The sequence below is a fragment of the Pseudomonas guangdongensis genome (assembly GCF_900105885.1).
GTDB lineage: Bacteria > Pseudomonadota > Gammaproteobacteria > Pseudomonadales > Pseudomonadaceae > Geopseudomonas > Geopseudomonas guangdongensis.
Map to the genome: position 1 here is coordinate 1,766,262 of NZ_LT629780.1, position 24,152 is coordinate 1,790,413.

General features: G+C 69.2%; 23 protein-coding genes. 19 read left to right on the forward strand and 4 right to left on the reverse strand.

The annotated features are described in order from the left end of the window. Positions 1-40: 40 nt before the first annotated feature. The 13 genes from rnr to BLU22_RS08545 all read left to right on the forward strand — a co-directional run bounded on the left by rnr (position 41) and on the right by BLU22_RS08545 (position 16,626). The gene (gene rnr / locus BLU22_RS08485) at positions 41-2,662 is read left to right on the forward strand and encodes a ribonuclease R (protein WP_090213615.1); all 2,622 of its coding nucleotides are present in this window, start codon (positions 41-43) and stop codon (positions 2,660-2,662) included. Continuing rightward, positions 2,659-3,411, forward strand: coding sequence for a 23S rRNA (guanosine(2251)-2'-O)-methyltransferase RlmB (gene rlmB, locus BLU22_RS08490; RefSeq protein WP_090213617.1), 753 nt, complete (start codon positions 2,659-2,661; stop codon positions 3,409-3,411). Before rnr ends, rlmB begins: the two co-directional genes overlap by 4 nt. 163 nt (positions 3,412-3,574) lie before the next feature. Next, positions 3,575-3,985, forward strand: coding sequence for a 30S ribosomal protein S6 (gene rpsF, locus BLU22_RS08495; protein ID WP_090213619.1), 411 nt, complete (start codon positions 3,575-3,577; stop codon positions 3,983-3,985). A gap of 31 nt (positions 3,986-4,016) precedes the next feature. Beyond that, complete coding sequence (rpsR, locus tag BLU22_RS08500; protein WP_090213622.1) at positions 4,017-4,247, forward strand: 30S ribosomal protein S18; 231 nt, start codon at positions 4,017-4,019, stop codon at positions 4,245-4,247. A 34-nt stretch (positions 4,248-4,281) separates the two neighbouring features. Beyond that, entirely contained in the window at positions 4,282-5,175 is an 894-nt protein-coding gene (locus tag BLU22_RS08505; protein WP_090213623.1) for a YybS family protein, read from the forward strand. A 20-nt stretch (positions 5,176-5,195) separates the two neighbouring features. After that, the gene (gene rplI / locus BLU22_RS08510; protein ID WP_090213625.1) at positions 5,196-5,642 is read left to right on the forward strand and encodes a 50S ribosomal protein L9; all 447 of its coding nucleotides are present in this window, start codon (positions 5,196-5,198) and stop codon (positions 5,640-5,642) included. Between the two features lie 112 nt (positions 5,643-5,754). Then, positions 5,755-7,149, forward strand: coding sequence for a replicative DNA helicase (gene dnaB, locus BLU22_RS08515; protein WP_090213626.1), 1,395 nt, complete (start codon positions 5,755-5,757; stop codon positions 7,147-7,149). Positions 7,150-7,236: 87 nt separating this feature from the next. Continuing rightward, the gene (alr, locus tag BLU22_RS08520; RefSeq protein WP_090213627.1) at positions 7,237-8,310 is read left to right on the forward strand and encodes an alanine racemase; all 1,074 of its coding nucleotides are present in this window, start codon (positions 7,237-7,239) and stop codon (positions 8,308-8,310) included. A gap of 103 nt (positions 8,311-8,413) precedes the next feature. After that, a complete protein-coding gene (locus BLU22_RS08525; protein WP_090213629.1) occupies positions 8,414-8,998 on the forward strand; it encodes a YqiA/YcfP family alpha/beta fold hydrolase in 585 nt (194 codons plus the stop codon). 54 nt (positions 8,999-9,052) lie between these two features. Further along, on the forward strand, positions 9,053-10,948 hold the full coding sequence (parE, locus tag BLU22_RS08530; protein ID WP_090213630.1) for a DNA topoisomerase IV subunit B: 1,896 nt from the start codon (positions 9,053-9,055) through the stop codon (positions 10,946-10,948). Next, a complete protein-coding gene (locus BLU22_RS08535; RefSeq protein WP_090213631.1) occupies positions 10,945-11,931 on the forward strand; it encodes an esterase-like activity of phytase family protein in 987 nt (328 codons plus the stop codon). The genes parE and BLU22_RS08535 overlap by 4 nt, the downstream gene beginning before the upstream one ends. Before the next feature lie 66 nt (positions 11,932-11,997). Then, a complete protein-coding gene (gene parC, locus BLU22_RS08540) occupies positions 11,998-14,229 on the forward strand; it encodes a DNA topoisomerase IV subunit A (protein WP_090213632.1) in 2,232 nt (743 codons plus the stop codon). A gap of 144 nt (positions 14,230-14,373) precedes the next feature. Further along, a complete protein-coding gene (locus BLU22_RS08545) occupies positions 14,374-16,626 on the forward strand; it encodes a YgiQ family radical SAM protein (protein WP_090213634.1) in 2,253 nt (750 codons plus the stop codon). A 205-nt stretch (positions 16,627-16,831) separates the two neighbouring features. Here BLU22_RS08545 and BLU22_RS08550 read toward each other — a convergent pair whose 3' ends face one another. Both BLU22_RS08550 and BLU22_RS08555 read right to left on the reverse strand, forming a co-directional pair. After that, positions 16,832-17,212 carry a hemerythrin domain-containing protein gene (locus BLU22_RS08550; protein ID WP_090213635.1) on the reverse strand — a complete coding sequence of 127 codons (381 nt, stop codon included), beginning with the start codon at positions 17,210-17,212 and terminating at the stop codon, positions 16,832-16,834. A 142-nt stretch (positions 17,213-17,354) separates the two neighbouring features. Next, positions 17,355-17,999, reverse strand: a complete 645-nt coding sequence (locus tag BLU22_RS08555) for an NAD(P)H-binding protein (RefSeq protein ID WP_090213636.1) — start codon at positions 17,997-17,999, stop codon at positions 17,355-17,357. A 150-nt stretch (positions 18,000-18,149) separates the two neighbouring features. Here BLU22_RS08555 and BLU22_RS08560 point away from each other — a divergent pair, with 150 nt between their 5' ends. Together BLU22_RS08560 and BLU22_RS08565 are read left to right on the forward strand one after the other, a co-directional pair. Beyond that, on the forward strand, positions 18,150-18,512 hold the full coding sequence (locus tag BLU22_RS08560; protein ID WP_090213638.1) for a CidA/LrgA family protein: 363 nt from the start codon (positions 18,150-18,152) through the stop codon (positions 18,510-18,512). Next, on the forward strand, positions 18,509-19,225 hold the full coding sequence (locus BLU22_RS08565) for an LrgB family protein (RefSeq protein WP_090213640.1): 717 nt from the start codon (positions 18,509-18,511) through the stop codon (positions 19,223-19,225). The genes BLU22_RS08560 and BLU22_RS08565 overlap by 4 nt, the downstream gene beginning before the upstream one ends. Before the next feature lie 17 nt (positions 19,226-19,242). On the opposite strand, the gene BLU22_RS08570 is transcribed toward BLU22_RS08565, so the two are convergent. Together BLU22_RS08570 and BLU22_RS08575 are read right to left on the reverse strand one after the other, a co-directional pair. After that, positions 19,243-20,529, reverse strand: a complete 1,287-nt coding sequence (locus tag BLU22_RS08570; protein WP_090213641.1) for a bifunctional DedA family/phosphatase PAP2 family protein — start codon at positions 20,527-20,529, stop codon at positions 19,243-19,245. Beyond that, positions 20,526-21,245, reverse strand: a complete 720-nt coding sequence (locus tag BLU22_RS08575; RefSeq protein WP_090213643.1) for a DNA-3-methyladenine glycosylase — start codon at positions 21,243-21,245, stop codon at positions 20,526-20,528. The genes BLU22_RS08570 and BLU22_RS08575 overlap by 4 nt, the downstream gene beginning before the upstream one ends. A gap of 147 nt (positions 21,246-21,392) precedes the next feature. Here BLU22_RS08575 and BLU22_RS08580 point away from each other — a divergent pair, with 147 nt between their 5' ends. The 4 genes from BLU22_RS08580 to rlmH are packed head-to-tail and all read left to right on the forward strand — an operon-like array spanning position 21,393 to position 24,152. Next, complete coding sequence (locus BLU22_RS08580) at positions 21,393-22,655, forward strand: glutamate-5-semialdehyde dehydrogenase (protein ID WP_090213645.1); 1,263 nt, start codon at positions 21,393-21,395, stop codon at positions 22,653-22,655. Further along, positions 22,655-23,311 (forward strand): nicotinate-nucleotide adenylyltransferase, encoded by a 657-nt coding sequence (gene nadD, locus BLU22_RS08585; protein WP_090213647.1) that lies wholly within the window; start codon positions 22,655-22,657, stop codon positions 23,309-23,311. Before BLU22_RS08580 ends, nadD begins: the two co-directional genes overlap by 1 nt. 10 nt (positions 23,312-23,321) lie before the next feature. Next, positions 23,322-23,675, forward strand: coding sequence for a ribosome silencing factor (rsfS, locus tag BLU22_RS08590; RefSeq protein ID WP_090213648.1), 354 nt, complete (start codon positions 23,322-23,324; stop codon positions 23,673-23,675). Between the two features lie 9 nt (positions 23,676-23,684). Then, positions 23,685-24,152 (forward strand): 23S rRNA (pseudouridine(1915)-N(3))-methyltransferase RlmH, encoded by a 468-nt coding sequence (gene rlmH, locus BLU22_RS08595; RefSeq protein ID WP_090213650.1) that lies wholly within the window; start codon positions 23,685-23,687, stop codon positions 24,150-24,152.

The window sequence follows — 24,152 nt, forward strand, 5'->3', positions numbered from 1 at the left end:
CATGACCATGAGCAAGACAACCAAGGGTGAAAACCGACATATGGCCGATTGGCAAACCCTCGACCCCGAGGCCGCCCGCGAGGCGGAGAAGTACGACAACCCGATTCCTAGCCGCGAACTGATCCTCGCGCATTTGGCCGAGCGCGGTGCGCCGGCGTCCCGCGCCCAGCTGTTCGAAGAGCTGGGCCTGGCTGGCGAGGAGGCCGAAGAGGCGCTGCGCCGCCGGCTGCGCGCGATGGAGCGCGATGGCCAGCTGATTTACACCCGCCGGGGCGCCTATGCCCCGGTCGACAAGCTCGATCTGATCCGTGGCCGTGTCAGTGGGCACCGCGACGGTTTCGGCTTCCTGATTCCCGACGACGGCAGCGACGACCTGTTCCTCAGTCCGGCGCAGATGCGCCTGGTGTTCGATGGCGACCGCGCGCTGGCGCGGGTTTCCGGCCTGGATCGGCGCGGACGTCGCGAGGGCGCCCTGGTCGAGGTGCTGACCCGCGCCCATGAAACCCTGGTCGGGCGCTTTTTCGAGGAGAGCGGCATTGCCATGGTGGTGGCCGACAATCCGAAGATCCAGCAGCAGGTGCTGGTGCAGCCGGGCAAGCAGGGCAGGGCGCGTCACGGTCAGTTCGTCCAGGTGCGCATCGATCTGTGGCCTACCGCCTTCCGTCAGGCGCAGGGCGAGGTGGTCGAGGTGCTGGGCGACTACATGGCGCCGGGCATGGAGATCGAGGTTGCCATGCGCAGCTACGATCTGCCGCACGAGTGGCCCGAGGCGGTGCTGCGCGAAGCGAAGAAGCTCAAGCCCGAAGTGTCGGAGAAGGACAAGGAGAAGCGTCTGGATCTGCGCGAGCTGCCCTTCGTCACCATCGATGGCGAGGATGCCCGCGACTTCGACGATGCGGTGTATGCCGAAGCGATCAAGGGCGGCGGCTGGCGCCTGTTCGTGGCCATCGCCGACGTTTCCCACTATGTGAAGGTCGGTTCGGCGCTGGACGAGGAGGCTGTCAAGCGCGGCAACTCGGTGTATTTCCCCGAGCGGGTGATCCCGATGCTGCCCGAAGAGCTGTCCAACGGGCTGTGCTCGCTGAACCCGCTGGTAGATCGCCTGGCCATGGTCTGCGAGATGACGGTTTCCAAGGCTGGCAAGTTGGTCGACTACCAGTTCTACGAAGCAGTGATCCACTCCCATGCGCGCCTGACCTACACCAAGGTCAGCCAGCTGCTGGAGAAGCCCAACTCCACCGAGGCCAAGTACCAGCGCCAGCAGATGCCCCATCTGGTGCCGCACCTGCGTCAGCTGTATGCGCTGTACAAGGCGTTGCTGGCGGCCCGCCAGGAGCGTGGCGCCATCGATTTCGAAACCCAGGAGACGCGCATCGTCTTCGGCGCCGATCGCAAGATTACCGAGATCCGCCCGACCCAGCGCAACGATGCGCACCGGCTGATCGAGGAGTGCATGCTGTGCGCCAACGTCGCCACCGCGCGCTTCCTCGCCGAGCACGAGCTGCCGGCGCTGTACCGCGTCCACGATGGGCCGCCAGCGGAGAAGCTGGAGAAGCTGCGTGGCTTCCTTGGCGAGCTGGGCCTGACGCTGTATCGCGGCAAGGGCGAGCCGACGCCCAAGGACTACCTCAACCTGCTGGAGTCGGTGCGCGGTCGTCCCGACTATCACCTGATCCAGACGGTGATGCTGCGCTCGCTGAGTCAGGCCCTGTACAGTCCGGACAATGCTGGCCACTTCGGTCTCAACTACGAGAGCTATACCCACTTCACCTCGCCGATTCGTCGCTATCCGGACCTGCTGGTGCATCGGGCGATCCGCAGCGTGGTGCGCTCCAAGCGCGCCACCGAACGGGTGCGCCGCGTCGGTGCGGCAAGCTTGCCCAAGGCGCGGATCTACCCCTATGACGAGGCGCGTCTGGAGCAGCTGGGCGAGCACTGCTCGCTGACCGAGCGGCGTGCCGACGAGGCGACCCGCGATGTGGTCAACTGGCTCAAGTGCGAATACATGCGCGAGCGGGTCGGCGAGTGCTTCCCCGGCGTGGTGACGGCAGTAACCGGCTTCGGCCTGTTCGTCGAGCTGACCGACATCTATGTGGAGGGTCTGGTGCACATCACCGCGCTGCCGGGCGATTACTACCACTTCGACCCGATGCACCATCGCCTGAGCGGCGAACGTTCCGGTCGCACCTACCGACTGGGCGACAGCATCGAGGTGCTAGTGGCGCGGGTCGACCTGGACGAGCGCAAGATCGACTTCGAGCTGGCGGAGGGTTCGCCGTCGACGGTTTCGGCGCGCGAGCCGCGCGGTGCGCGCCAGGATTCCGTCAAGGCGCCGCGCAAGCGTTCGACAGGCGTGTCGGGCGGCGGTCGCGGCGGGCGAGCCGGTCGCGTGCAGGCGCTGCCCGAGGTGGCGCCGGAGCTGCTGGAGCAGGCCGATATCCTGCTCGGCAACAGCGATGTGCCGAAAAGTCGTGCGCTCAAGCGCAAGCTGCTCGATGAGTCGGCAGCTCAGGGCAAGGGTTCCGGCAAGGCGAAGGTCGATGCCAAAGGGGGCGGCAAGTCCAAACCGGCCGGCAAGGGCGGTAAGCCCCGCTCCCGCAATAAGGCCGCCGCTCCGCAGGGTGGCGAGTCGGCCGTTCGTACACGCAAGGTCAAGCAATGAGTCAGTGGGAAAAGATTTACGGCGTTCACGCCGTCGAGGCGCTGCTGCGCCATCACCCCAAGCGGGTCAAGCAGTTGTGGCTGGCCGAGGGGCGTCAGGATCCCCGCGTGCAGGCGCTGGTGCAACTGGCCGGCGAGGCGCGGGTGCCGGTCGGTCAGCGCGAGCGGCGCGAACTGGACGAGTGGGCCGAGGGCGTCCATCAGGGGGTGGTCGCTGAGGTCAGCCCCAGTCAGGTATGGGGCGAGAACTTCCTTGACGAGCTGCTGGCGCGCAACGAATCGGTACCGCTGCTGCTGGTGCTCGACGGGGTGACCGATCCGCACAATCTCGGCGCCTGCCTGCGCACCGCCGATGCTGCCGGAGTGCAGGCGGTGATCGTGCCCAAGGACAAGTCGGCGACCCTCAACGCCACGGTGCGCAAGGTCGCCTGCGGCGCTGCCGAAGTGGTGCCGCTGGTGGCGGTGACCAACCTGGCGCGCACGCTGGAGAAGCTGCAGCGGCAGGGGTTGTGGATCGTCGGTACCGCCGGCGAGGCGACCCAGGAGATCTTTGATCTCGACCTGCGCGGGCCGAGCGTGCTGGTGATGGGCGCCGAGGGCAAGGGCATGCGCCGGCTGACCCGCGAGCATTGCGACTATCTGGCCAAGCTGCCGATGGGCGGCAGCGTCAGCAGCCTGAACGTCTCGGTGGCCGCGGGGGTCTGTCTGTTCGAGGCGGTGCGTCAGCGCCGGCCATCCACCGGCGCCTGAATTGCGCCCCGCATTGCTTGCGGGGCGGCACGGCCGTCCGTACAATGCCACCCCTTGTCGTTCTGGCAGGCGTGTCCGCGCCCGCAGCCGGCAAGCACATACGAAACATTCACTCCTTGCCTGACCGCCCTGGCGGCAGGCTGCATAACCGTAAGGAGCATTTATGCGTCATTACGAAATCGTCTTCCTGGTTCACCCGGATCAGAGTGAGCAGGTTGGCGGTATGGTCGAGCGTTACACCAAGACCATCGAAGAAGACGGCGGCAAGGTCCACCGTCTGGAAGACTGGGGTCGTCGTCAGCTGGCCTACGCCATCGACAACGTCCACAAGGCTCACTACGTGCTGATGAACGTCGAGTGCAGCGGCGCTGCCCTGGCCGAGCTGGAAGACAACTTCCGCTACAACGACGCCGTGATCCGCAACCTGGTCATCCGTCGCGACGAAGCCGTGACCGAGCAGTCCGAGATGCTCAAGGCCGAAGAAAGCCGCAACGAGCGCCGCGAGCGTCGTGACCGCAGCGACAGCGTCGAAGGCGCCGCTGAAGGCAGCGACGGCGACAGCGCCGACGAGTAATCTTCGTAACCAGTTTTGAGGAGCCACTTTCATGGCACGTTTCTTCCGTCGTCGCAAGTTCTGCCGTTTCACCGCTGAAGGTGTTCTGGAGATCGATTACAAGGATCTCAACACCCTGAAGGCCTATGTCTCCGAAACCGGCAAGATCGTTCCGAGCCGTATCACCGGCACCAAAGCCAAGTATCAGCGTCAGCTGGCGACCGCTATCAAGCGCGCCCGCTACCTGGCCCTGCTGCCCTACACCGACAGCCACGGCCGTTAAGGTCCGGCAGTCGACAGGCTAACGGACTAGACGCATGCGGGCACTGGCCGATTTCGTCATGCGCGGGCGCAAGCAGGCCACCCTCGTGGTGGTGCTGGGTACCGCCCTGCCGCTGGCTTTCTGGATCGGTGCTGCCGCCGCAGCGCTCGTGCTGCTGCGGCGCGGCCTCAGCGATGCCTTGGGTATTGCGGTCTGGGCCCTGCTGCCGGCTCTGCTCTGGTGGTACTACGGCGAGCCCAGGCCGCTGCTGGTGCTGCTGGGAACCCTGAGTCTGGCTGCCGTGCTGCGCAACACTGCCTCCTGGAGGCCTGTGCTGCTGCTCAGTCTGCCGCTGGGCGTACTGTTCGGTGTGATCATCGGCGGTGTGTTCGGCGAGTCGGTGCAGCGCACCAGCCAGGAGTTGCAGGAGCTGATGCCGCAGATGCTGGGTGAGGTCTACCAGCAGATGCCGGACAGCGAGCGTGCGCGCATCGGCGAGCTGGTAGCGCCGGTACTGACCGGACTGATGGCTGCGCTGCTGCAGCTGCTGTGCCTGCTCGGTCTGTTGCTGGGGCGCTACTGGCAGTCGCTGCTGTACAACCCGGGTGGCTTTGCCCGTGAGTTCCAGGCTCTGCGCCTGCCGGCTCCGCTGGCCATCGCCCTGCTGCTGGGAGTCTTCCTGCTGCCGGGCCTGGGGAGTCAGCTGGCGATGCTGACGCCGCTGTGCAGCATCCCGCTGGGATTTGCCGGCATGGCCCTGCTGCACGGGCTGGTGGCACAGAAACGCATGGCGGGGTTCTGGCTGGTCGGGTTCTACATCGCGCTGGTGTTCTTCATGCAGGTGATGTTCCCGCTGCTGGTCGTGTTGGCCGTTGTCGACAGTCTGTTTGATTTTCGTGGGCGTTCCGCGCGCAATGGCGCCAGCGGCCCCACGGACGGTGAAGGTTAAAAGTCAAGAGGTTCTAGAGCATGGAAATCATCCTGCTGGAAAAAATCACCAACCTGGGCAACCTGGGTGACAAGGTGAGTGTCAAGAGCGGCTATGCCCGCAACTTCCTGCTGCCGCAGGGCAAGGCCACCCGCGCCACCGCCGAGAACGTCGCTGCGTTCGAAGCGCGCCGCGCCGAGCTGGAGAAGCTGGCTGCCGAGAAGAAGGCTTACGCCGAATCCCGCGCTGCCGAGCTGGCCGAGCTGGAAGTCACCATCACCGCCACTGCTGGCGATGAAGGCAAGCTGTTCGGTTCCATCGGTACCCACGACATCGCCGACGCCCTGACCGCCTCCGGCGTGGAAGTGGCCAAGAGCGAAGTCCGCCTGCCCAACGGTACCATCCGTCAGGTCGGCGAATACGACGTGGCCGTGCACCTGCACACCGACGTCGAAGCCACCGTTCGCGTGGTGGTGGTGGCTGCCTAAGCGGGCATCCATCCGGGCTCATGTCTGTGGCATGGGTTAACATCGGGCACGCTCTGCCATCGGCAGGCGTGCCCTTTGTCTTTCTGCAGTACGCAACACACGGTAGCCAAGCATGAACGAGATCGGCGTCCCCGAGCAGTACGATCTGGAGACCGCGGCCCTCAAGGTGCCGCCGCACTCCATCGAAGCCGAGCAGGCCGTGATCGGCGGCCTGATGCTCGACAACAACGCCTGGGAGCGGGTGCTGGACCTGGTGTCCGACGCCGACTTCTATCGCCATGACCACCGGCTGATCTTCCGCGCGATCTACAAGCTGGCCGAGCGCAACCAGCCGTTCGACGTGGTCACCCTCTCCGAGCAACTGGACAAGGAAGGTCAGCTGGCCCAGGTCGGCGGCCTGGCCTATCTGGGCGAACTGGCCAAGAACACCCCGTCGGTGGCCAACATCAAGGCCTACGCGCAGATCATTCGCGAGCGCGCCACCCTGCGCAAACTGATCGGCATCAGCAACGAGATCGGCGACAGCGCCTACAACCCGCAGGGCCGCGGCGCCGAGGAGATCCTCGACGAAGCCGAGCGCAAGATCTTCCAGATCGCCGAGTCGCGGCCCAAGAGCGGCGGCCCGGTGGGCCTCAACGAACTGCTGACCAAGGCCATCGACCGCATCGACACCCTGTTCAACAGTCACGAGGCGATCACCGGCATTTCCACCGGCTTCACCGACCTGGACGAGAAGACCAGCGGCCTGCAGCCGGGCGACCTGATCATCGTCGCCGGCCGTCCGTCGATGGGCAAGACCACCTTCGCCATGAACCTGGTGGAGAACGCCGTGCTGCGCAGCGACAAGGCGGTGATGGTGTACTCGCTGGAGATGCCCGGCGAATCGCTGGTGATGCGTATGCTGTCCTCACTGGGGCGCATCGACCAGACCAAGGTGCGCTCCGGGCGTCTCGACGACGACGACTGGCCGCGGCTTACCTCGGCGGTCAACCTGCTCAACGAGCGCAAGCTGTTCATCGACGACACCGCCGGCATCACCCCCTCGGAAATGCGTGCGCGCACCCGCCGCCTGGTGCGCGAGCACGGCGAACTGGCGCTGATCATGGTCGACTACCTGCAGCTGATGCAGGTCGGCGGCAGCGGCGGCGAGAACCGCACCAACGAGATCTCCGAGATCTCACGCTCGCTGAAGGGCCTGGCCAAGGAATTCAACTGCCCGGTGATCGCCCTGTCGCAGCTCAACCGCTCGCTGGAGCAGCGGCCCAACAAGCGGCCGATCAACTCCGACCTGCGCGAGTCGGGCGCCATCGAGCAGGACGCCGACGTGATCATGTTCGTCTACCGCGACGAGGTGTATCACCCGGAGACCGAGCACAAGGGCGTCGCCGAGATCATCATCGGCAAGCAGCGGAACGGCCCGATCGGTACCGTGCGCCTGGCCTTCCTCGGCAAGTACACGCGCTTCGAGAACCTCGCTCCGGGCATGTACGGCTTCGAAGACGAGTAAGCCCTGCCGGCGAGGCTCTGGCGCACGGCATTCGCCGGATATCGGGAGTAAGATGGCGGCCCCGTTTGCCGTTCTGCGAGTCTTCCGATGCGTCCTCTCCTCGCCACCGTCGATCTCTCCGCGATCCGTCACAACCATGCGCTGGTTCGCGCCCGGGCCGCCGGCCAGCCGAGCTTCGCGGTGGTCAAGGCCAATGCCTACGGGCACGGGGTGCGCGAGGTGGTCTGTGCTCTGGAGGAGGCCGACGGTTTCGCCGTCGCCTGTCTGGAGGAGGCCGGCGAGGTGCGCGGTCTCAACGCGCGTGCGCGGATCCTGGTGCTGCAGGGCTGCCTGTCCGCCGACGAGTATCCGCTGGCGGCGCAACTGGACCTGGATGTGGTGGTGCAGAGCGCCGAGCAGGCCGAGGCCCTGCTGGCCACGCGGCTGCGCCAGCCCCTGCGGGTCTGGCTGAAGCTGGACAGCGGCATGCACCGCCTGGGCTTCGCCGCCGCCGAGCTGCGCCGCTGGCATGCGCGGCTGAGCGGCGCGGCGCAGGTCGGCGAGCTCAACCTGATCAGCCATTTCGCCTGCGCCGACCTGCCCGGCCATCCGCTCACCGCGCAGCAGATCGGGGCGTTCCGCAGCCTCGACGACGTGCCCTTCGCCCAGCGCTCGCTGGCCAATTCGGCGGCGATCCTCGCGCTGCCCGAGGCGCGACTGGGCTGGTTGCGGCCGGGGATCATGCTCTACGGCGCCAGCCCGTTCGCCGACGGCGCTGCGGCCGCGCTGGGCGTGCGGCCGGCGATGAGCCTGTCCGGCGCGCTGATCGCGGTGCGCGAGGTGGCGGCCGGGGACAGCGTCGGTTACGGCGCCGGCTGGGTGGCGCCGCGGCCGACGCGTATCGGCACCCTCAGTTGCGGCTATGCCGACGGCTATCCGCGCAGCGCTCCGCCGGGGACGCCGCTGCTGATCGACGGCCAGCGCGTGCCGCTGGTCGGTCGGGTGTCCATGGACATGCTCACCGTCGACCTGTCGGCGGTGCCGCAGGCCCGGGTCGGCACGCCCGTGGAACTGTGGGGCGCCGGCCTGCCGGTCGACGAGGTGGCCGCCGCCTGCGGCACCATCGGTTACGAGCTGCTCAGCCAACTGGCCGCCCGGGTGCCGCGCCGCCACCGCTACTGAGAGGCCGCCCTCCGCGGTGCGCCGGCAGACAGGGGATGCAACTTGCCGACGCCTGGCGGATAATGCGCGCTATGTATATCCATACAGCCAAAAGACCCCGCCGATGACGCCGCCGCCGACCCTGATCTACATCCACGGTTTCAACAGCTCGCCCGCTTCGCACAAGGCGCGCGAGCTGCTCGCCGCTGCGACGCGGCTGGGGCTGGCCGGGCAGCTGCGGGTGCCGGCGCTGCACCACGATCCGCGCCGCGCCATCGACCAACTGCAGGCGCTGCTCGCCGAGGCGGCGTGCCCGGTGCTGGTCGGCAGTTCCCTCGGCGGCTACTATGCGACCTTTCTCGCCGAGCGCCACGGCCTCAAGGCCCTGCTGATCAACCCGGCGGTGCGCGTACAGCGCTACTTCGAGCGCTATCTCGGCGCGCAGCGCAACTTCTACAGCGGCGAGTGCTGGGAGCTGACCGCCGAGCACGTCGCCGCGCTGGCGGCGCTGGAAGTGCCGCCGCCTCGTGACCTCGCGCGCTTCGTGGTGTGGCTGCAGACCGGCGACGAGACCCTCGACTACCGCGATGCCGCCGACTACTACCGGCACTGCACGGTGCAGATTGAGGACGGCGGCGACCACGGCTACCAGGGCTTCGCCGCGCGCATTCCGGAGCTGCTGGCCTTTGCCGGCCTGACCCACGCCTGAATTCCGGCCCGCGGCGCGCCGCGGGCGACCCTTTCGCCAGACAGACATCCAGCCATGGCCAATACCTCCTATACCGCCGAAGCCATCGAGGTCCTCTCCGGCCTCGACCCGGTGCGCAAGCGCCCGGGCATGTACACCGACACCAGCCGCCCCAACCACCTGGCCCAGGAAGTCATCGACAACAGCGTCGACGAGGCGCTGGCCGGGCACGCCCGCAGCCTGCAGGTGATCCTGCATGGCGACAACTCGCTGCAGGTGATCGACGACGGTCGCGGCATGCCGGTGGACATCCACCCGGAGGAGGGCGTCAGCGGCGTCGAGCTGATCCTCACCAAGCTGCACGCCGGCGGCAAGTTCTCCAACAAGAACTACCAGTTCTCCGGCGGCCTGCACGGCGTCGGCATCTCGGTGGTCAACGCCCTGTCGACCCGCGTCGAGGTGCGCGTGCGCCGCGACGGTAACGAGTACGCCATGGCCTTCGAGCACGGCTTCAAGGTCAGCGAGCTGGAAGTGGTCGGCACGGTCGGCAAGCGCAACACCGGCACCAGCGTGCAGTTCTGGCCCGATGCCCGCTACTTCGACGCCGCGAAGTTCTCCATCGCCCGTCTCAAGCACGTGCTCAAGGCCAAGGCGGTGCTCTGCCCGGGCCTGGCGGTGTCCTTCGAGGACAAGGCCGGCGGCGAGAAGGTCGAGTGGCACTACGAGGACGGCCTGCGTTCCTACCTCAGCGATGCGGTCAGCGACTTCGCCCGCCTGCCGGAGACGCCGTTCGTCGGCAGCCTGGCCGGCAACAAGGAGGCGGTCGACTGGGCGCTGCTGTGGCTGCCCGAGGGCGGCGAGAGCGTGCAGGAAAGCTACGTCAACCTGATCCCCACCGCTCAGGGCGGCACCCACGTCAACGGCCTGCGCCAGGGCCTGCTGGACGCCATGCGCGAGTTCTGCGAGTTCAGAAGCCTGTTGCCGCGCGGCGTCAAGCTGGCGCCGGAGGACGTCTGGGAGCGCATCGCCTTCGTGCTGTCGATGAAGATGCAGGAGCCGCAGTTTTCTGGACAGACCAAGGAGCGGCTGTCCTCGCGCGAGGCGGCGGCCTTCGTCTCCGGGGTGGTCAAGGACGCCTTCAGCCTGTGGCTCAACGAGCATCCCGAACTGGGCCTGGCACTGGCCGAGCTGGCGATCAGCAACGCCGGGCGGCGCCTCAAGGCCAGCAAGAAGGTCGAGCGCAAGCGCGTCACCCAGGGGCCGGCGCTGCCCGGCAAGCTGGCCGACTGCGCCGGCGCCGACAGCAGCCGCTCCGAGCTGTTCCTGGTCGAGGGCGACTCGGCCGGCGGCAGCGCCAAGCAGGCGCGCGACAAGGAGTTCCAGGCGATCATGCCGCTGCGCGGCAAGATCCTGAACACCTGGGAGGTGGACGGCGGCGAGGTGCTGGCCAGCCAGGAGGTCCACGACATCGCCGTGGCCATCGGCATCGACCCGGGCGCGACCGACCTGTCGCAGCTGCGCTACGGCAAGATCTGCATCCTCGCCGACGCCGACTCCGATGGCCTGCACATTGCCACCCTGCTGTGCGCGCTGTTCGTCCGCCACTTCCGCGCCCTGGTCGAGGCCGGCCACGTCTATGTGGCGATGCCGCCGCTGTACCGCATCGACCTGGGCAAGGAGGTCTGGTACGCGCTGGACGAGGCCGAGCGCGACGGCATTCTTGACCGCCTGGTCGCCGAGAAGCGCCGCGGCAAGCCGCAGGTCACCCGCTTCAAGGGCCTCGGCGAGATGAACCCGCCGCAGCTGCGCGAAACCACCATGGACCCCAACACCCGCCGGCTGGTGCAGCTGACCCTCGACGACCTGCAGGGCACCCACGAGATGATGGACATGCTGCTGGCCAAGAAGCGCGCCGGCGACCGCAAGAGCTGGCTGGAGAGCAAGGGCAACCTCGCCGAGGTGCTGGCGTGAGGCGACTGTGCGGCCTGCTGCTGGCGCTGCTCGGCGCCGTCCTGCCGCCGGCCGTCGCCGCGCCGCCGGCCGAGCTGCGCCTGCAGGCCGCGCTACCGGTCGAAGGCATGGCGGGTGGCAACCTGTCGGGGCTGGCGCGCTGCGCGGACGGGCGCTTCTGGGCGGTTTCCGACCGCGAGGACACGCGCCTCTACCGTCTGGAGCCGGGCCCTCGGGCCTGGCAGGCCGCCGGCGAAGTGCTGCGCGCGCCGCCGGCGCCGCCCAGCGGGCTGCCCTGGGCGCTGCGTAGCGGCAGCCGCCTGCTCACGCCGCTGCGCGGCGGTGCGCTGGACTTCGAGGGCCTGGCCTGCGATGCCGCCGGCGCCCGTTACCTGCTCAGCGAGAGCCAGCTGGCGGTGCTGCGCGTGCCGCCGGTCGGCGCGCCGCAGTGGCTGGCGTTACCACCCGGCTGGGTCGCCGCGGCGCGCGAGCGCGGCCTGTTGCGGCGCTTCAATGCGCTGCTCGAAGGGCTGGCGCTGACGCCCGACGGCAGCCGCCTGTGGCTGGCCGCCGAGCGCGAGGGCCGCGGACTGATCGCGCTGCGCCGCACGGGCGAGGGCTGGCAGTGCGCCGCCGGCTGCGTGCTGCTGGCCGAGCAGGCCAAGGGCCGCCATCCGCTGGCCAGCGCGGAGCAGCGCCATGCGCTGGATTTCGCCGCGCTGAGCTGGCACGCCGGCAAGCTGTACAGCCTGGAGCGCCTCGAACACAGGCTCTGCCGGCGCGATGCGGACAGCGGCGCGGTGGAGCGCTGCTGGTCGTTCGCCGCCGCCGCGCTGGCCCCGGAGCGGCGTTATGCCAGCCGCTACGGCCTGGCCGAGGCGCTGTGGCTGGACGAGCAGGGCGCCTGGATCGGGCTGGACAACGGCGGCAAGGCCAACGCCGCCGGCGAACGCCGCCCGCTGATCCTGCAGTTCGCCGCGCCCGCAGGCGGCTGGAACGGCTGATCCCCTTATCCGGCGCGCCGGCCTGCGGCGGGCGCGCCCCGAAACGAAGCATTGCTGAGGACGCAGATGAGCGAATCCCTCGATCTGAGCATGGACGGCGTCGAACGCCGCTCCCTGGCCGAGTTCACCGAACAGGCCTATCTCAACTATTCCATGTACGTGATCATGGACCGCGCGCTGCCGCACATCGGCGACGGCCTCAAGCCGGTGCAGCGGCGCATCGTCTATGCGATGAGCGAGCTGGGCCTGGGCGCCGACGCCAAGCACAAGAAGTCGGCGCGCACCGTCGGCGACGTGCTGGGCAAGTACCACCCGCACGGCGACAGCGCCTGCTACGAGGCGATGGTGCTGATGGCCCAGCCGTTCAGCTACCGCTATCCGCTGGTCGACGGCCAGGGCAACTGGGGCGCCCCGGACGATCCCAAGTCGTTCGCCGCGATGCGCTACACCGAGGCGCGCCTGTCGCGCTACTCCGAGGTGCTGCTCGCCGAACTGGGCCAGGGCACCGCCGACTGGGTGCCCAACTTCGACGGCACCCTCGACGAGCCGGCGATGCTGCCGGCGCGGCTGCCCAACCTGCTGCTCAACGGCACCACCGGCATCGCCGTGGGCATGGCCACCGACGTGCCGCCGCACAACCTGCGCGAGGTGGCCAACGCCTGCGTGGTGCTGCTCGACGACCCGGAGGCGTCGGTCGAGCGGCTCTGCGAGCTGCTGCCGGGGCCGGACTACCCGACCGAGGCGGAGATCATCACCCCGCGCGCCGACCTGCTGAAGATCTACCAGACCGGCCGCGGTTCGGTGCGCATGCGCGCGGTGTACCGCGTCGAGGACGGCGACATCGTGGTCACCGCGCTGCCGCACCAGGTCTCCGGAGCCAAGGTGCTGGAGCAGATCGCCGCGCAGATGCAGGCCAAGAAGCTGCCGATGGTCGCCGACCTGCGCGACGAGTCGGACCACGAGAACCCCTGCCGCATCGTCATCGTGCCGCGCTCCAGCCGCATCGACGCCGAAGAGCTGATGACCCACCTGTTCGCCACCACCGACCTGGAGTCCAGCTACCGGGTCAACACCAACGTCATCGGCCTGGACGGCAAGCCGCAGGTGAAGAACCTGCGCCAACTGCTCGGCGAGTGGCTAGCGTTCCGCCTGCAGACGGTGCGCCGCCGCCTGCAGTTCCGCCTCGACAAGGTGGAGAAGCGCCTGCACTTGCTCGAAGGGCTGCTGGTCGCCTTCCTCAACCTCGACGAGGTGATCCGCATCATCCGCGAGGAGGACCAGCCCCGGTCGCTGCTGATGGAGCGCTTCGCCCTCAGCGAGGTGCAGGCCGACTACATCCTCGACACCCGCCTGCGCCAGCTGGCGCGCCTGGAGGAAATGAAGATCCGCGGCGAGCAGGACGATCTGGCCAAGGAGCGCAGCAAGCTGCAGGGGCTGCTCGGCAGCGAAGCCAGGCTGAAGAAGCTGGTGCGCAAGGAACTGCTCGACGACGCCGAGACCTACGGCGATGCGCGCCGCTCGCCGCTGGTCGAACGCAGCGAGGCCCGCGCCCTGTCGGAAACCGAGCTGCTGCCCAGCGAGCCGGTCACCGTGGTGCTCTCCGAGAAGGGCTGGGTGCGCTGTGCCAAGGGCCACGACATCGACGCCGCCGGGCTGTCCTACAAGGCCGGCGACGCCTACAAGGCCGCCGCCGCCGGACGCTCCAACCAGCAGGCGGTGTTCCTCGACTCCACCGGGCGCAGCTACTCGCTGCCGGCCCACTCGCTGCCCTCGGCGCGCGGCCAGGGCGAGCCGCTGACCGGCCGGCTGAGCCCGCCGGCCGGCGCCAGCTTCGAGTGCGTGCTGCTGCCCGAGGATCAGGCCCTCTACGTGCTGGCCTCGGACGCCGGCTACGGCTTCGTGGTCAAGGGCGAGGACCTGCAGGCCAAGAACAAGGCCGGCAAGGCGCTGCTGAGCCTGCCGGAGAAGGCTGCGGTGATGGCGCCGCGGCCGCTGCGCGATCCGGCCAGCGACCGCCTCGCCGCGGTGACCAGCGAGGGGCGCCTGCTGCTGTTCCCGGTCGGCGATCTGCCGCAGCTGGCCAAGGGCAAGGGCAACAAGATCATCGGCATCGCCGGCGAGGAGCGTCTGGTCGACCTGGCGGTGCTACCGCAGGGCGCCACCCTGGTGCTGCAGGCCGGCAAGCGCACCCTGTCGCTGCGCGCCGAGGACCTGGCCCACTACAGCGGCAAGCGCAGCCAGCGCGGCAGCCTGCTGCCGCGCGGCTTCCAGCGCGTCGACGCGCTGCTGGTGGAATGACCGGCGAGCGGCGGGTAGCGGCGGGCGCGCCGTCCGCCGGCCCGCCGCTAGGGGACAATCCCGACCTTGCGGGTCGGGCTTGTTCACTTTTTGTGCTATCCTCCGCGCCCGCGTAAATCCCTCCGAGAGTTCCTGGTCATCGCCATGCACGCCGCCAAGCCGCTGTTCGACTATCCCAAGTACTGGGCCGAATGTTTCGGGCCTGCGCCCTTCCTGCCGATGAGCCGGGAAGAGATGGACCTGCTCGGCTGGGATTCCTGCGACGTGATCATCGTCACCGGCGATGCCTACGTCGATCACCCCTCGTTCGGCATGGCGATCATCGGCCGCCTGCTCGAAGCCCAGGGCTTCCGCGTCGGCATCATCAGCCAGCCGGACTGGCAGTCGAAAGACGACTTCATGAAGCTCGGCGAGCCGAACCTGTTCTTCGGCGTGGCGGCGGGCAACATGGATTCGATGATCAACCGCTACACCGCCGACCGCAAGGCGCGCTCGGACGACGCCTACACCGCCGGCGGCATGGCCGGCAAGCGTCCGGACCGCGCCAGCATGGTCTACAGCCAGCGCTGCCGCGAAGCCTACAAGGGCGTGCCGATCGTGCTCGGCGGCATCGAGGCGTCGCTGCGGCGCATCGCCCACTACGACTACTGGCAGGACAAGGTGCGCCACTCGATCCTGATGGACGCCAAGGCCGACATCCTGCTCTACGGCAACGCCGAGCGCGCCATCGTCGAGGTCGCCCAGCGGCTGTCCGCCGGCGAGCCGATCCAGGCGATCACCGACGTGCGCGGCACCGCCTTCGTGCGTCGCGACACTCCCGAGGGCTGGTTCGAGATCGACTCCACGCGCATCGACCGCCCCGGGCGCATCGACAAGATCATCAACCCCTACGTCAACACCCAGGATCTCGACGCCTGTGCCATCGAGCAGGCCAAGGGCGCGCCGGACGATCCCAACGAGGCCCGGCCGGTCGAGCTGCTGCCGCACCCCAGGCTGACCCGCGAGCGCACGGTGATCCGTCTGCCGTCGTTCGAGAAGGTCAAGAGCGATGCGGTGCTCTACGCCCACGCCAACCGCGTGCTGCACCTGGAGACCAACCCCGGCAACGCCCGCGCGCTGGTGCAGCGCCACGGCGAGCAGGACGTCTGGCTGAACGCGCCGCCGATCCCGCTGACCACCGAGGAGATGGACTACGTCTTCGGCCTGCCCTACGCCCGTGTGCCGCATCCGGCCTACAACGGCGAGAAGATCCCGGCCTACGAGATGATCCGTTTCTCGGTGAACATCATGCGCGGCTGCTTCGGCGGCTGCACCTTCTGCTCGATCACCGAGCACGAGGGGCGGATCATCCAGAACCGTTCCGAGGAGTCGATCCTGCGCGAGATCGAGGAGATCCGCGACAAGGTACCGGGCTTCACCGGGGTGATCTCCGATCTCGGCGGCCCCACCGCCAACATGTACCGCATCGCCTGCAAGAGCCCGGAGATCGAGGCCGCCTGCCGCAAGCCGTCCTGCGTCTATCCGGGGATCTGCGACAACCTCAACACCGACCACTCGGCGCTGATCCAGCTGTACCGCGACGCCCGCGCCCTGCCCGGGGTGAAGAAGATCCTGATCGCCTCCGGCCTGCGCTACGACCTTGCCGTTGAGTCGCCGGAGTACGTCCGCGAGCTGGTCACCCACCACGTCGGCGGCTACCTGAAGATCGCCCCGGAGCACACCGAGCGCGGCCCGCTGGACAAGATGATGAAGCCGGGGATCGGCACCTACGACCGCTTCAAGAAGATGTTCGAGAAGTTCTCCAAGGAGGCGGGCAAGGAGCAGTACCTGATCCCCTACTTCATCGCCGCGCACCCGGGCACCCGCGACGAGGACATGATGAACCTCGCCCTGTGGCTCAAGCGCAACGGTTTCCGCGCCGACCAGGTGCAGGCCTTCTACCCGTCGCCGATGGCCACCGCCACCGCCATGTACCACTCCGGGCGCAACCCGCTGCGCAAGGTCACCTACAAGAGCGAGAGCGTCACCATCGTCAAGGGCGAGCGCCAGCGCCGCCTGCACAAGGCCTTCCTGCGCTACCACGACCCGAAGAACTGGCCGCTGCTGCGCGAGGCGCTTAAGGCCATGGGGCGCAGCGACCTGATCGGCCCCGGCAAGCACCAGCTGATCCCGGCCACCCAGCCGGCGGGCGACGGCACCTACCAGAGCGCGCGGCGCAAGAACTCCACCCCGGCCGGCAGCAAGAAGCTCGGCAAGCCGCTGCTCACCCAGCACAACGGACTGCCGCCGCGCGCCAGCGACGGCGCCAAGCCGTGGAGCAAGGGCGAGGAGGGCAAGGCGCAGGCCTTCGCCAAGGGCCGCAAGAAACCCGCCGGCAAACGCCCCGGCGCGCGCTGAGCGGCGGCTCGCGCAGGCGACGGGCGTGGAGCGTGCGGGGACGTTACGGTGCGCTGCCCGGTTCGCCGGCGGGGCGCCATGCCGTGTGCTGCGACTGCCTGGGAGCCTGTCTTCTGCGGGAAGTGTGCGATGAAAAACGCCGTTGCCCTGTCGGGACAACGGCGTGGCAATGATGACGGGCGGCATGGCGCCCGGCGAACCCGGCTCAGTGCAGCAGGCGATCCTCGGCCCGGCAGTGCTCGTTCTGCCAGGCCTGCAGGCAGTGCAGCAGCTGCACGCCCACCGGCTCGCCCAGCTCGTGGCGGCGCAGCAGGTTGAGGATTTCCAGGCACAGCCCGTTGTGGGCGTCGATGTGGGCGGCGTCCAGCGCCAGGCCCAGTTCGCGGAAGGCTTCCTCCTCGCTGACCAGCGACTGCAGCAGGCCGCTGAGCAGGCGCTCTAGGCACAGCCCCACGGCGCTGCGTGCGTCGCGGCGGTGCAGGCTGCCGCTGAGGTGTTCGGTCAGGGTGCCGAGCCAGCGGCGTTGCGCTTCGATCACGGCGATGCCGTGCAGGTCTTGGGCGTTCCAGGGGGTGAAGTGGGTCATTTCGTGCTCCTTGCCGGGCATCCATCGGGCGAGCCCTGAGTCGCTCACCCTCCATGCGCCATGCAGCGTAACCTGCTGGTGTGACAGGACGGCGATCCGTGCTGTCGATGCGTTACCTTTCCACTCGCCGCGGGGGGCGGCGTCAGCGACCGAGGCGGCGCAGCTCGTCGGACTCGACGATGCGGATGCCGCGGCGCTCCTCCAGCGCCAGGCGCCAGAGCGCGCGGGCCAGGGTGCAGACGGAAATGGCGCGCCATTTTCCAAGCAACAGGCGTGCCAGCGGTGCGGCCAGCTGTTCGATCAGGCGCTGCTCGCGGCGCGGGCCGAGCAGCAGGGAGGGGCGGGCGATGGTCAGTTGCGGCCAGTCCTGGGCCTTGAGGGCTTCCTCCATCTCGCCCTTGATGCGGCTGTAGAGCACCCGCGAGCGCGGGTCGGCGCCGAGCGCGCTGACCACGATGAAATGCCGGGCGCCCAGCTCGCGGGCGCGCTGGGCGCAGGCGATCACCAGGTCGCGGTCGATGGCGCGGAAGGCGCCTTCCGAGCCGGCCTGGCGCAGGGTGGTGCCCAGGCAGCAGAACGCGATGTCGATCGGCCCCTGCAGTTGGGCGAGCACCTCCTGCAGGTTGCCTCGCGGATTGTCCAGATGGGGGTGCTCGGCCAGCGGGCGCCGGCTGGGGGCGAGCACGCGCTGCACGGTGGGCTCGTTGAGCACGCGGTCGAGCAAGTGCTCGCCGCTCAGGCCGCTGGCGCCGATGATGAGGATGTTGTGGGGATTGTGATGAGGCATGGCCGCTCGATTCTTTGTTATTTTCGCCAGCCCTGAGGCCGTTGCTGCAACGGCTCTAGATCAACATGTGCAGGATGGCCGGGTCAAGCCTGCCAAGGTGCAATCGAGGCGCCCCGCCGGTGGGGTGGCCGCTGCTGCGGAGAACGCGTGATGTTGTTGCGAGGAATTACCTGGCTGGTGCTGTTCCAGCTGCTGGGCACCGGGTTGAACGTGCTGCTGTTGCCGATGCTGCCGGGGCCGATCATCGGCCTGGTGCTGCTGTTCGCCTTCCTGGTGTGGAACGGCGAGGTGCCGGCGCCGGTCAGCGAGGCGGGCGGCGCGCTGCTGCGCTACCTGCCGCTGCTGCTGGTGCCGCCGGCGGTGGGGGTGATGGCCTATGCCGAGGCGATCGCCGCCGACTTCTGGGCGCTGAGCGCCACCCTGGTGCTGTCGCTGCTGCTGTCGCTGGCCTTCGCCGGCTGGCTGATGCAGAAACTGATCGATCGCCAGCAGCGCAAGGAGCCCAAGCCATGAGCACGCAACTGGCCGTCGCCGCCCAGGCGATCCTCGACCATCCGCTGTTCGGCTTCGGCATCACCCTGGGCGCCTACCAGCTGGCCCTGGCGTTGTTCGAGCGCACCCGCTGGGTCTTCCTGCAGCCGGTGCTGCTGTCGATGACCCTGGTGGTCGGCGTGCTGCTGCTGTGCGGCATCGACTACGCCGAGTACCGGCAGAGCGTGAGCATGCTCAGCGTGTTCCTCGGCCCGGCCACCGTGGCCCTGGCGGTGCCCTTGTTCCTCAACCTCAAGCGCATCCGCCAGCTGCTCTGGCCGATCCTGATCACCCTCGGCGTGGCCGGCAGCCTGGCCACCGCGCTGGGTATTGGCCTGGGCTGGCTGCTGGGCGCCGACCATGTGATGCAGATGACCCTGTTGCCCAAGTCGGTGACCTCGCCGATCGCCATGCTGGTGGCCGAGCAGCTCGGCGGCATCGCCGCGCTGGCCGCGGTGTTCGTGCTGATCACCGGGGTGATCGGGGCGATCTGCGGGCCGGCGCTGCTCGGCCTGATCGGCGTGCGCAGCCCGGCGGCGCGCGGCCTGGCGCTGGGTCTGACTGCCCATGCGGTGGGCACCGCCCAGGCGCTGCAGGAGAGCGAGGAAACCGGCGCCTTCGCGGCGCTGGCGATGAGCCTGATGGGTGTGGCCTCGGCCATTGGCGTGCCGCTGGTGATGCTGCTGGTGTTGTAGCGTCGCGCCGCCCCAGGTCAGCCGGGCGGCGGCAGCAGGACGAACAGCAGCCCGAGGGCGGGCAGCAGCGCGCGCCACAGCCGGGCTCCGGGGGCCGGGAGCGGGCTGTCGCGCTGCAGCAGCCCGAGGCTGGCGGCACACAGGCTGCCGGCCAGCAGTGCGCCGGCCAGCACGTCGGTCGGCCAGTGCGCGCCGAGATACAGTCGCGAGACGGCGATCGCCGCGGCCGGCAGGCTGGCAAGCAGCAGCCAGGCCAGGCGGATGCGCGCCGTGGCGCCGCGCCCGGCCAGCACGCCGAGCACCAGGCAGAAGGCGAAGGCCGCCGAGCTGTGCCCGCTGGGCAGGCTGAAGCTGTCCAGCGGCTGCAGGAGAAGTTCCGGGCGAGGGCGGGCGAACAGCAGCTTGAGTCCCCGGTTGGCCAGTGCGGTGCCGGCCAGGGTCAGGCCGGCGAACAGCAGGGCGCGCCACTGGCGCAGCAGCGCCAGCAGGGCGACCAGCAGCAGGCCGGCGCCCAGTTGCACGGCGAAGTCGCCGAGCCGGGTCAGACGCGCCATCCACTGGTCCAGCGCCGGCGTGCGTCCGCGTTGCGTCAGCTCCAGCAGCGCCCGGTCGAAGGCGGCGAAATGCTCCCAGCCGGCGAACAGGGCGAGCAGCAGCGTTGCGCTCAGCGCCGCGGCCAGCGGTGCCGCCGTGCGCCGCTCGCGCAGGCTGGCCTGGCCGGTCAGGGCGAGCAGCGCGAGCAGGCCGCCGGCCAGCACCCCGGCCTGCCACCAGAAGCCCGCTGGCAGTGGCAGGCGCAGGGCGGCGCCGGCCGCCCAGCCGGGCAGCAGGTAGGCCACCGCCCAGCCGGCCGCCGCCACCAGGCTGACAGCGGCGAAGCGCGGCAGCGGCATGTCGAGTATGCCGGCGACGGTCGGCAGCATCGGCCGCAGCGGGCCGATGAAGCGGCCGAGCAGCAGGCTGATCACCCCGTAGCGCTGGAAGTAGAACTCGGCCTGGGCCAGCCATTCCGGATGGCGACGCAGCAGCGGCAGGCGGCGGATGTCCTGATGGCAGCGGCGGCCGATGGTGTAGGACAGCGCATCGCCGAGCAGGGCGCCGGCATAACCGAACAGCAGGGTCTGCCACAACGACAGCGCGCCGCTGCCGGCCAGGGCGGCGACGGCGAACAGCAGCACGGTGCCCGGCACCACGATGCCAACGATGGTCAGACACTCGCTGCAGGCGATCAGCAGGATGGCCAGGCCCAGCCACTCGGGATGGGCGCCCAGCCAGGCGGTCAGGGCGTCGAACCAGGCACTCATGGAGCGTGCGCTCCGGCGTCGAGCAGCCGGTAGTCCGCGCCTTCGCGCTGACCGCGGCGCAGCGGGTTGCGGGTGCAGTGGCGGGCCTGTTCGGCGTCGACGAAGCGGTAGGGCAGGTGCTCGTCGCGTCCGGCGGGGATGCCCAGGCGGGTGGTCTCGACGATCTGCCGGGGCGTGTGGCCGACGTCCTCGACGAACAGCCGCTGCCAGTCGAAGCGCTGCGCGTCCCAGGCCGGCACCTTCAGGCCCAGGGCGCGGCACAGCAGGGTCTGCCCGGCGCAGAGACGCTGCGGCGTTCGCGCTTGCCCGCGGCGGTCGGGATTGTTGGCCTGCATGCGCGCCAGCGAATCCGCACCGCTGACCGCGTCCAGCCAGGGCAGGGCGGACTTGATCAGCACCGCGTTGCCGGCGCCGTGGGCGCTGAAGTTCAGCGAGTCGCCGCCGCGCGCGTAGTACATGTAGATATGCCCGCCGTCCATGAACAGCGCGCGGCGCTTGTGGGTGTAGCCGAGCGAGGCGTGGCTGCCCTTCTCGTCGAGGTAGTAGGCCTCGGTCTCGATGATCCGCGCGCTCAGCCACAGACCGTCGACGCGGTGGCGGATCACCTTGCCGAGCAGCTCGCGCGCCAGCAGGCAGGCGTCGCGGTCGAAGAAGGCGTCGCCCAGCGGGCGGGCGCCGGGCCAGGGCAGGGCGCGGTGGGGCAGGGAGTTGCTCATGGGCGGGCGGCGGGCGGTGGATCGGGGGCCCATCATAGCAATGCCCGGCAATCATCGGGCGCCGCCGTCCGCCCGTTGCCGCTGGGCGCAGGGCGCCTGCGCCGCTATACTCATGCCCTTTTTTCCCGCCGCCGGAAAGCCGAGACCATGACCGAGTCCGTACTCGATTACATGACCCGCCTGGGTCGCGCCGCGCGCGAGGCTTCGCGGGTCACCGCCCGCGCCAGCACCGCGCAGAAGAACAACGCCCTGCTGGCCGCCGCCCGCGCCCTCGACGCCGCGCGCGCCGAACTGATCCGCGCCAATGCGCTGGATCTGGACAACGGCCGCGCCAACGGCCTCGACGAGGCGATGCTCGACCGCTTGGCGCTGACTCCGGCGCGCATCGACGAGATGATCGAGGGCCTGCGCCAGGTCGCCACCCTGCCCGATCCGATCGGCACCATCCGCGACATGCGCTACCTGCCCTCGGGCATCCAGGTCGGCAAGATGCGCGTGCCGCTGGGGGTGATCGGTATCATCTACGAGTCGCGCCCCAATGTGACCATCGACGCCGCCAGCCTGTGCCTGAAGTCCGGCAACGCCACCATCCTGCGCGGCGGCTCCGAGGCGATCCATTCCAATCGCGCCATCGCCGCCTGCATCCAGCAGGGCCTGGCCGAGGCCGGCCTGCCGGCGGCCTGCGTGCAGGTGGTGGAAACCACCGACCGCGCCGCGGTCGGCGCGCTGATCGCCATGCCCGAGTTCGTCGACGTGATCGTGCCGCGCGGCGGCAAGAGCCTGATCGAGCGCATCAGCCGCGACGCGCGGGTGCCGGTGATCAAGCATCTGGACGGCATCTGCCACGTCTACATCGACGCCGCCGCCGACCTGGACAAGGCGATCCGCGTCGCCGACAACGCCAAGACCCAGCGCTTCGCGCCGTGCAACACCATGGAAACGCTGCTGGTCCACGCGGCCATCGCCGCCCGCGTGCTGCCGCCGCTGGCCGCGATCTACCGCGCCAAGGGCGTCGAGCTGCGCGGCTGCGCGGCGACCCGGGCGATCCTGCCCGAGGCGCTGGCGGCGACCGAAGAGGACTGGCTCACCGAGTACAACGCGCCGATCCTGTCGATCCGCGTGGTCGACTCGCTGGAGCAGGCCATCGACCACATCAACCGCTACGGCTCGCACCACACCGACGCGATCATCACCGAGAACTTCACCGATGCGCGGCGCTTCCTCACCGAGGTGGACTCCAGCTCGGTGATGGTCAACGCCTCGACCCGCTTCGCCGACGGCTTCGAGTACGGCCTGGGCGCGGAGATCGGCATCTCCACCGACAAGCTGCACGCGCGCGGCCCGGTCGGCCTGGAAGGGCTGACCAGCGAGAAGTACGTGGTGTTCGGCGACGGCCACGTGCGCGGCTGATGACCCGGCGCATCGGTCTGCTCGGCGGCACCTTCGACCCCATCCACATCGGCCACCTGCGCGCCGCCCTGGAGGTGGCCGAGCAGTTCGCCCTCGACGAGCTGCGGCTGATTCCCAGCGCCCGTCCGCCCCATCGCGGCGCGCCGCAGGTCAGCGCCGAGGCGCGTCTGGACATGGCGCGTCTGGCGGTGCAGGGCGTGGCACCGCTGACGGTCGACGACCGCGAGCTGCGCCGCGACCGGCCGTCGTGGACCATCGAGACCCTGGAGTCGCTGCGCGGCGAACTGGGCGCCGAGGTGCGCCTGTTCCTGCTGCTCGGCTGGGACGCCTTCTGCGGCCTGCCGGGCTGGCATCGCTGGGAGGAACTGCTCGAACACTGCCACATCCTGGTGCTGCAGCGCCCCGACGCCGACAGCGATGCGCCGGAAACCCTGCGCAACCTGCTGGCCGCGCGCAGCGTCGCCGATCCGCGCTCGCTGGACGGCCCGGCCGGGCAGATCGCCTTCGTCTGGCAGATGCCCCTCGCGGTTTCCGCCACCCAGCTGCGCGAGCGCCTGGCCGCCGGCCGTTCGATCCGTTTTCTGGTGCCCGATGCGGTGCTGGCCTACATCCATGCGCACGGCCTGTACCGTGCCACCCCTTCGACTCAAGAGTGAACCGATGACAATGCAAGCAGAACAACTGGTCCAGCTGGTGATCGCCGCGCTGGAAGACCTCAAGGCCCAGGACATCCTGACCATCGACGTGCGCGGCAAGACCAGCATCACCGACTTCATGGTGATCGCCAGCGGTGCTTCCAGCCGCCAGGTCAAGGCGCTGGCCGACAACGTGCTGGAGAAGGCCAAGGAGCAGGGCGTGCGGCCGATCGGCAGCGAAGGCCTGGAAGGCGGCGAATGGGCGCTGATCGACCTCAGCAACGTGGTGGTCCACGTCATGCAGCCGGCCACCCGCCAGTTCTACGACCTCGAGCGCCTGTGGCAGGGCGCCGAGCAGAGCCGCGCCCAGCAGGCTCAGGAGTAAGGCGCCGGCATGCGCATCCGACTGATCGCCGTCGGCTCGCGGATGCCGCGCTGGGTCGAGGACGGCTGGCAGGAGTACGTCAAGCGCCTGCCGCCGGAGCTGACCCTGGAGCTGGTGGAGATTCCGCTGCAGACCCGCGGCAAGAACGCCGACATCGCCCGCCTGATCCGTCAGGAAGGCGAGGCGATGCTGGCGCGGGTGCAGCCGGGGGAACGCATCGTCACCCTGGAGGTCCACGGCAAGCCGTGGAGCACCGAGCAGCTGGCCGTCGAACTGGACCGCTGGCGCCTCGACGCGCGCACCGTCAACCTGATGGTCGGCGGCCCCGAGGGGCTGGCGCCGGAGGTCTGCGCGCGCAGCGAGCAGCGCTGGTCGCTGTCGCCGCTGACCCTGCCGCACCCGCTGGTGCGGGTGCTGCTCGGCGAGCAGATCTACCGGGCCTGGACCGTGCTGTCCGGCCATCCGTACCACAAGTAG

Coding starts and splice junctions, on each gene's coding strand:
- BLU22_RS08580 (WP_090213645.1), top strand. CDS start 21,393: ATGACCGAGTCCGTACTCGATTACATGACCCGCCTGGGTCGCGCCGCG.
- parE (WP_090213630.1), top strand. CDS start 9,053: ATGGCCAATACCTCCTATACCGCCGAAGCCATCGAGGTCCTCTCCGGC.
- BLU22_RS08505 (WP_090213623.1), top strand. CDS start 4,282: ATGCGGGCACTGGCCGATTTCGTCATGCGCGGGCGCAAGCAGGCCACC.
- rpsF (WP_090213619.1), top strand. CDS start 3,575: ATGCGTCATTACGAAATCGTCTTCCTGGTTCACCCGGATCAGAGTGAG.
- BLU22_RS08555 (WP_090213636.1), bottom strand. CDS start 17,999: ATGCCTCATCACAATCCCCACAACATCCTCATCATCGGCGCCAGCGGC.
- BLU22_RS08570 (WP_090213641.1), bottom strand. CDS start 20,529: ATGAGTGCCTGGTTCGACGCCCTGACCGCCTGGCTGGGCGCCCATCCC.
- BLU22_RS08560 (WP_090213638.1), top strand. CDS start 18,150: ATGTTGTTGCGAGGAATTACCTGGCTGGTGCTGTTCCAGCTGCTGGGC.
- rlmH (WP_090213650.1), top strand. CDS start 23,685: ATGCGCATCCGACTGATCGCCGTCGGCTCGCGGATGCCGCGCTGGGTC.
- nadD (WP_090213647.1), top strand. CDS start 22,655: ATGACCCGGCGCATCGGTCTGCTCGGCGGCACCTTCGACCCCATCCAC.
- rlmB (WP_090213617.1), top strand. CDS start 2,659: ATGAGTCAGTGGGAAAAGATTTACGGCGTTCACGCCGTCGAGGCGCTG.
- rnr (WP_090213615.1), top strand. CDS start 41: ATGGCCGATTGGCAAACCCTCGACCCCGAGGCCGCCCGCGAGGCGGAG.
- BLU22_RS08545 (WP_090213634.1), top strand. CDS start 14,374: ATGCACGCCGCCAAGCCGCTGTTCGACTATCCCAAGTACTGGGCCGAA.
- rplI (WP_090213625.1), top strand. CDS start 5,196: ATGGAAATCATCCTGCTGGAAAAAATCACCAACCTGGGCAACCTGGGT.
- BLU22_RS08550 (WP_090213635.1), bottom strand. CDS start 17,212: ATGACCCACTTCACCCCCTGGAACGCCCAAGACCTGCACGGCATCGCC.
- alr (WP_090213627.1), top strand. CDS start 7,237: ATGCGTCCTCTCCTCGCCACCGTCGATCTCTCCGCGATCCGTCACAAC.
- rpsR (WP_090213622.1), top strand. CDS start 4,017: ATGGCACGTTTCTTCCGTCGTCGCAAGTTCTGCCGTTTCACCGCTGAA.
- parC (WP_090213632.1), top strand. CDS start 11,998: ATGAGCGAATCCCTCGATCTGAGCATGGACGGCGTCGAACGCCGCTCC.
- BLU22_RS08525 (WP_090213629.1), top strand. CDS start 8,414: ATGACGCCGCCGCCGACCCTGATCTACATCCACGGTTTCAACAGCTCG.
- dnaB (WP_090213626.1), top strand. CDS start 5,755: ATGAACGAGATCGGCGTCCCCGAGCAGTACGATCTGGAGACCGCGGCC.
- BLU22_RS08575 (WP_090213643.1), bottom strand. CDS start 21,245: ATGAGCAACTCCCTGCCCCACCGCGCCCTGCCCTGGCCCGGCGCCCGC.
- rsfS (WP_090213648.1), top strand. CDS start 23,322: ATGCAAGCAGAACAACTGGTCCAGCTGGTGATCGCCGCGCTGGAAGAC.
- BLU22_RS08565 (WP_090213640.1), top strand. CDS start 18,509: ATGAGCACGCAACTGGCCGTCGCCGCCCAGGCGATCCTCGACCATCCG.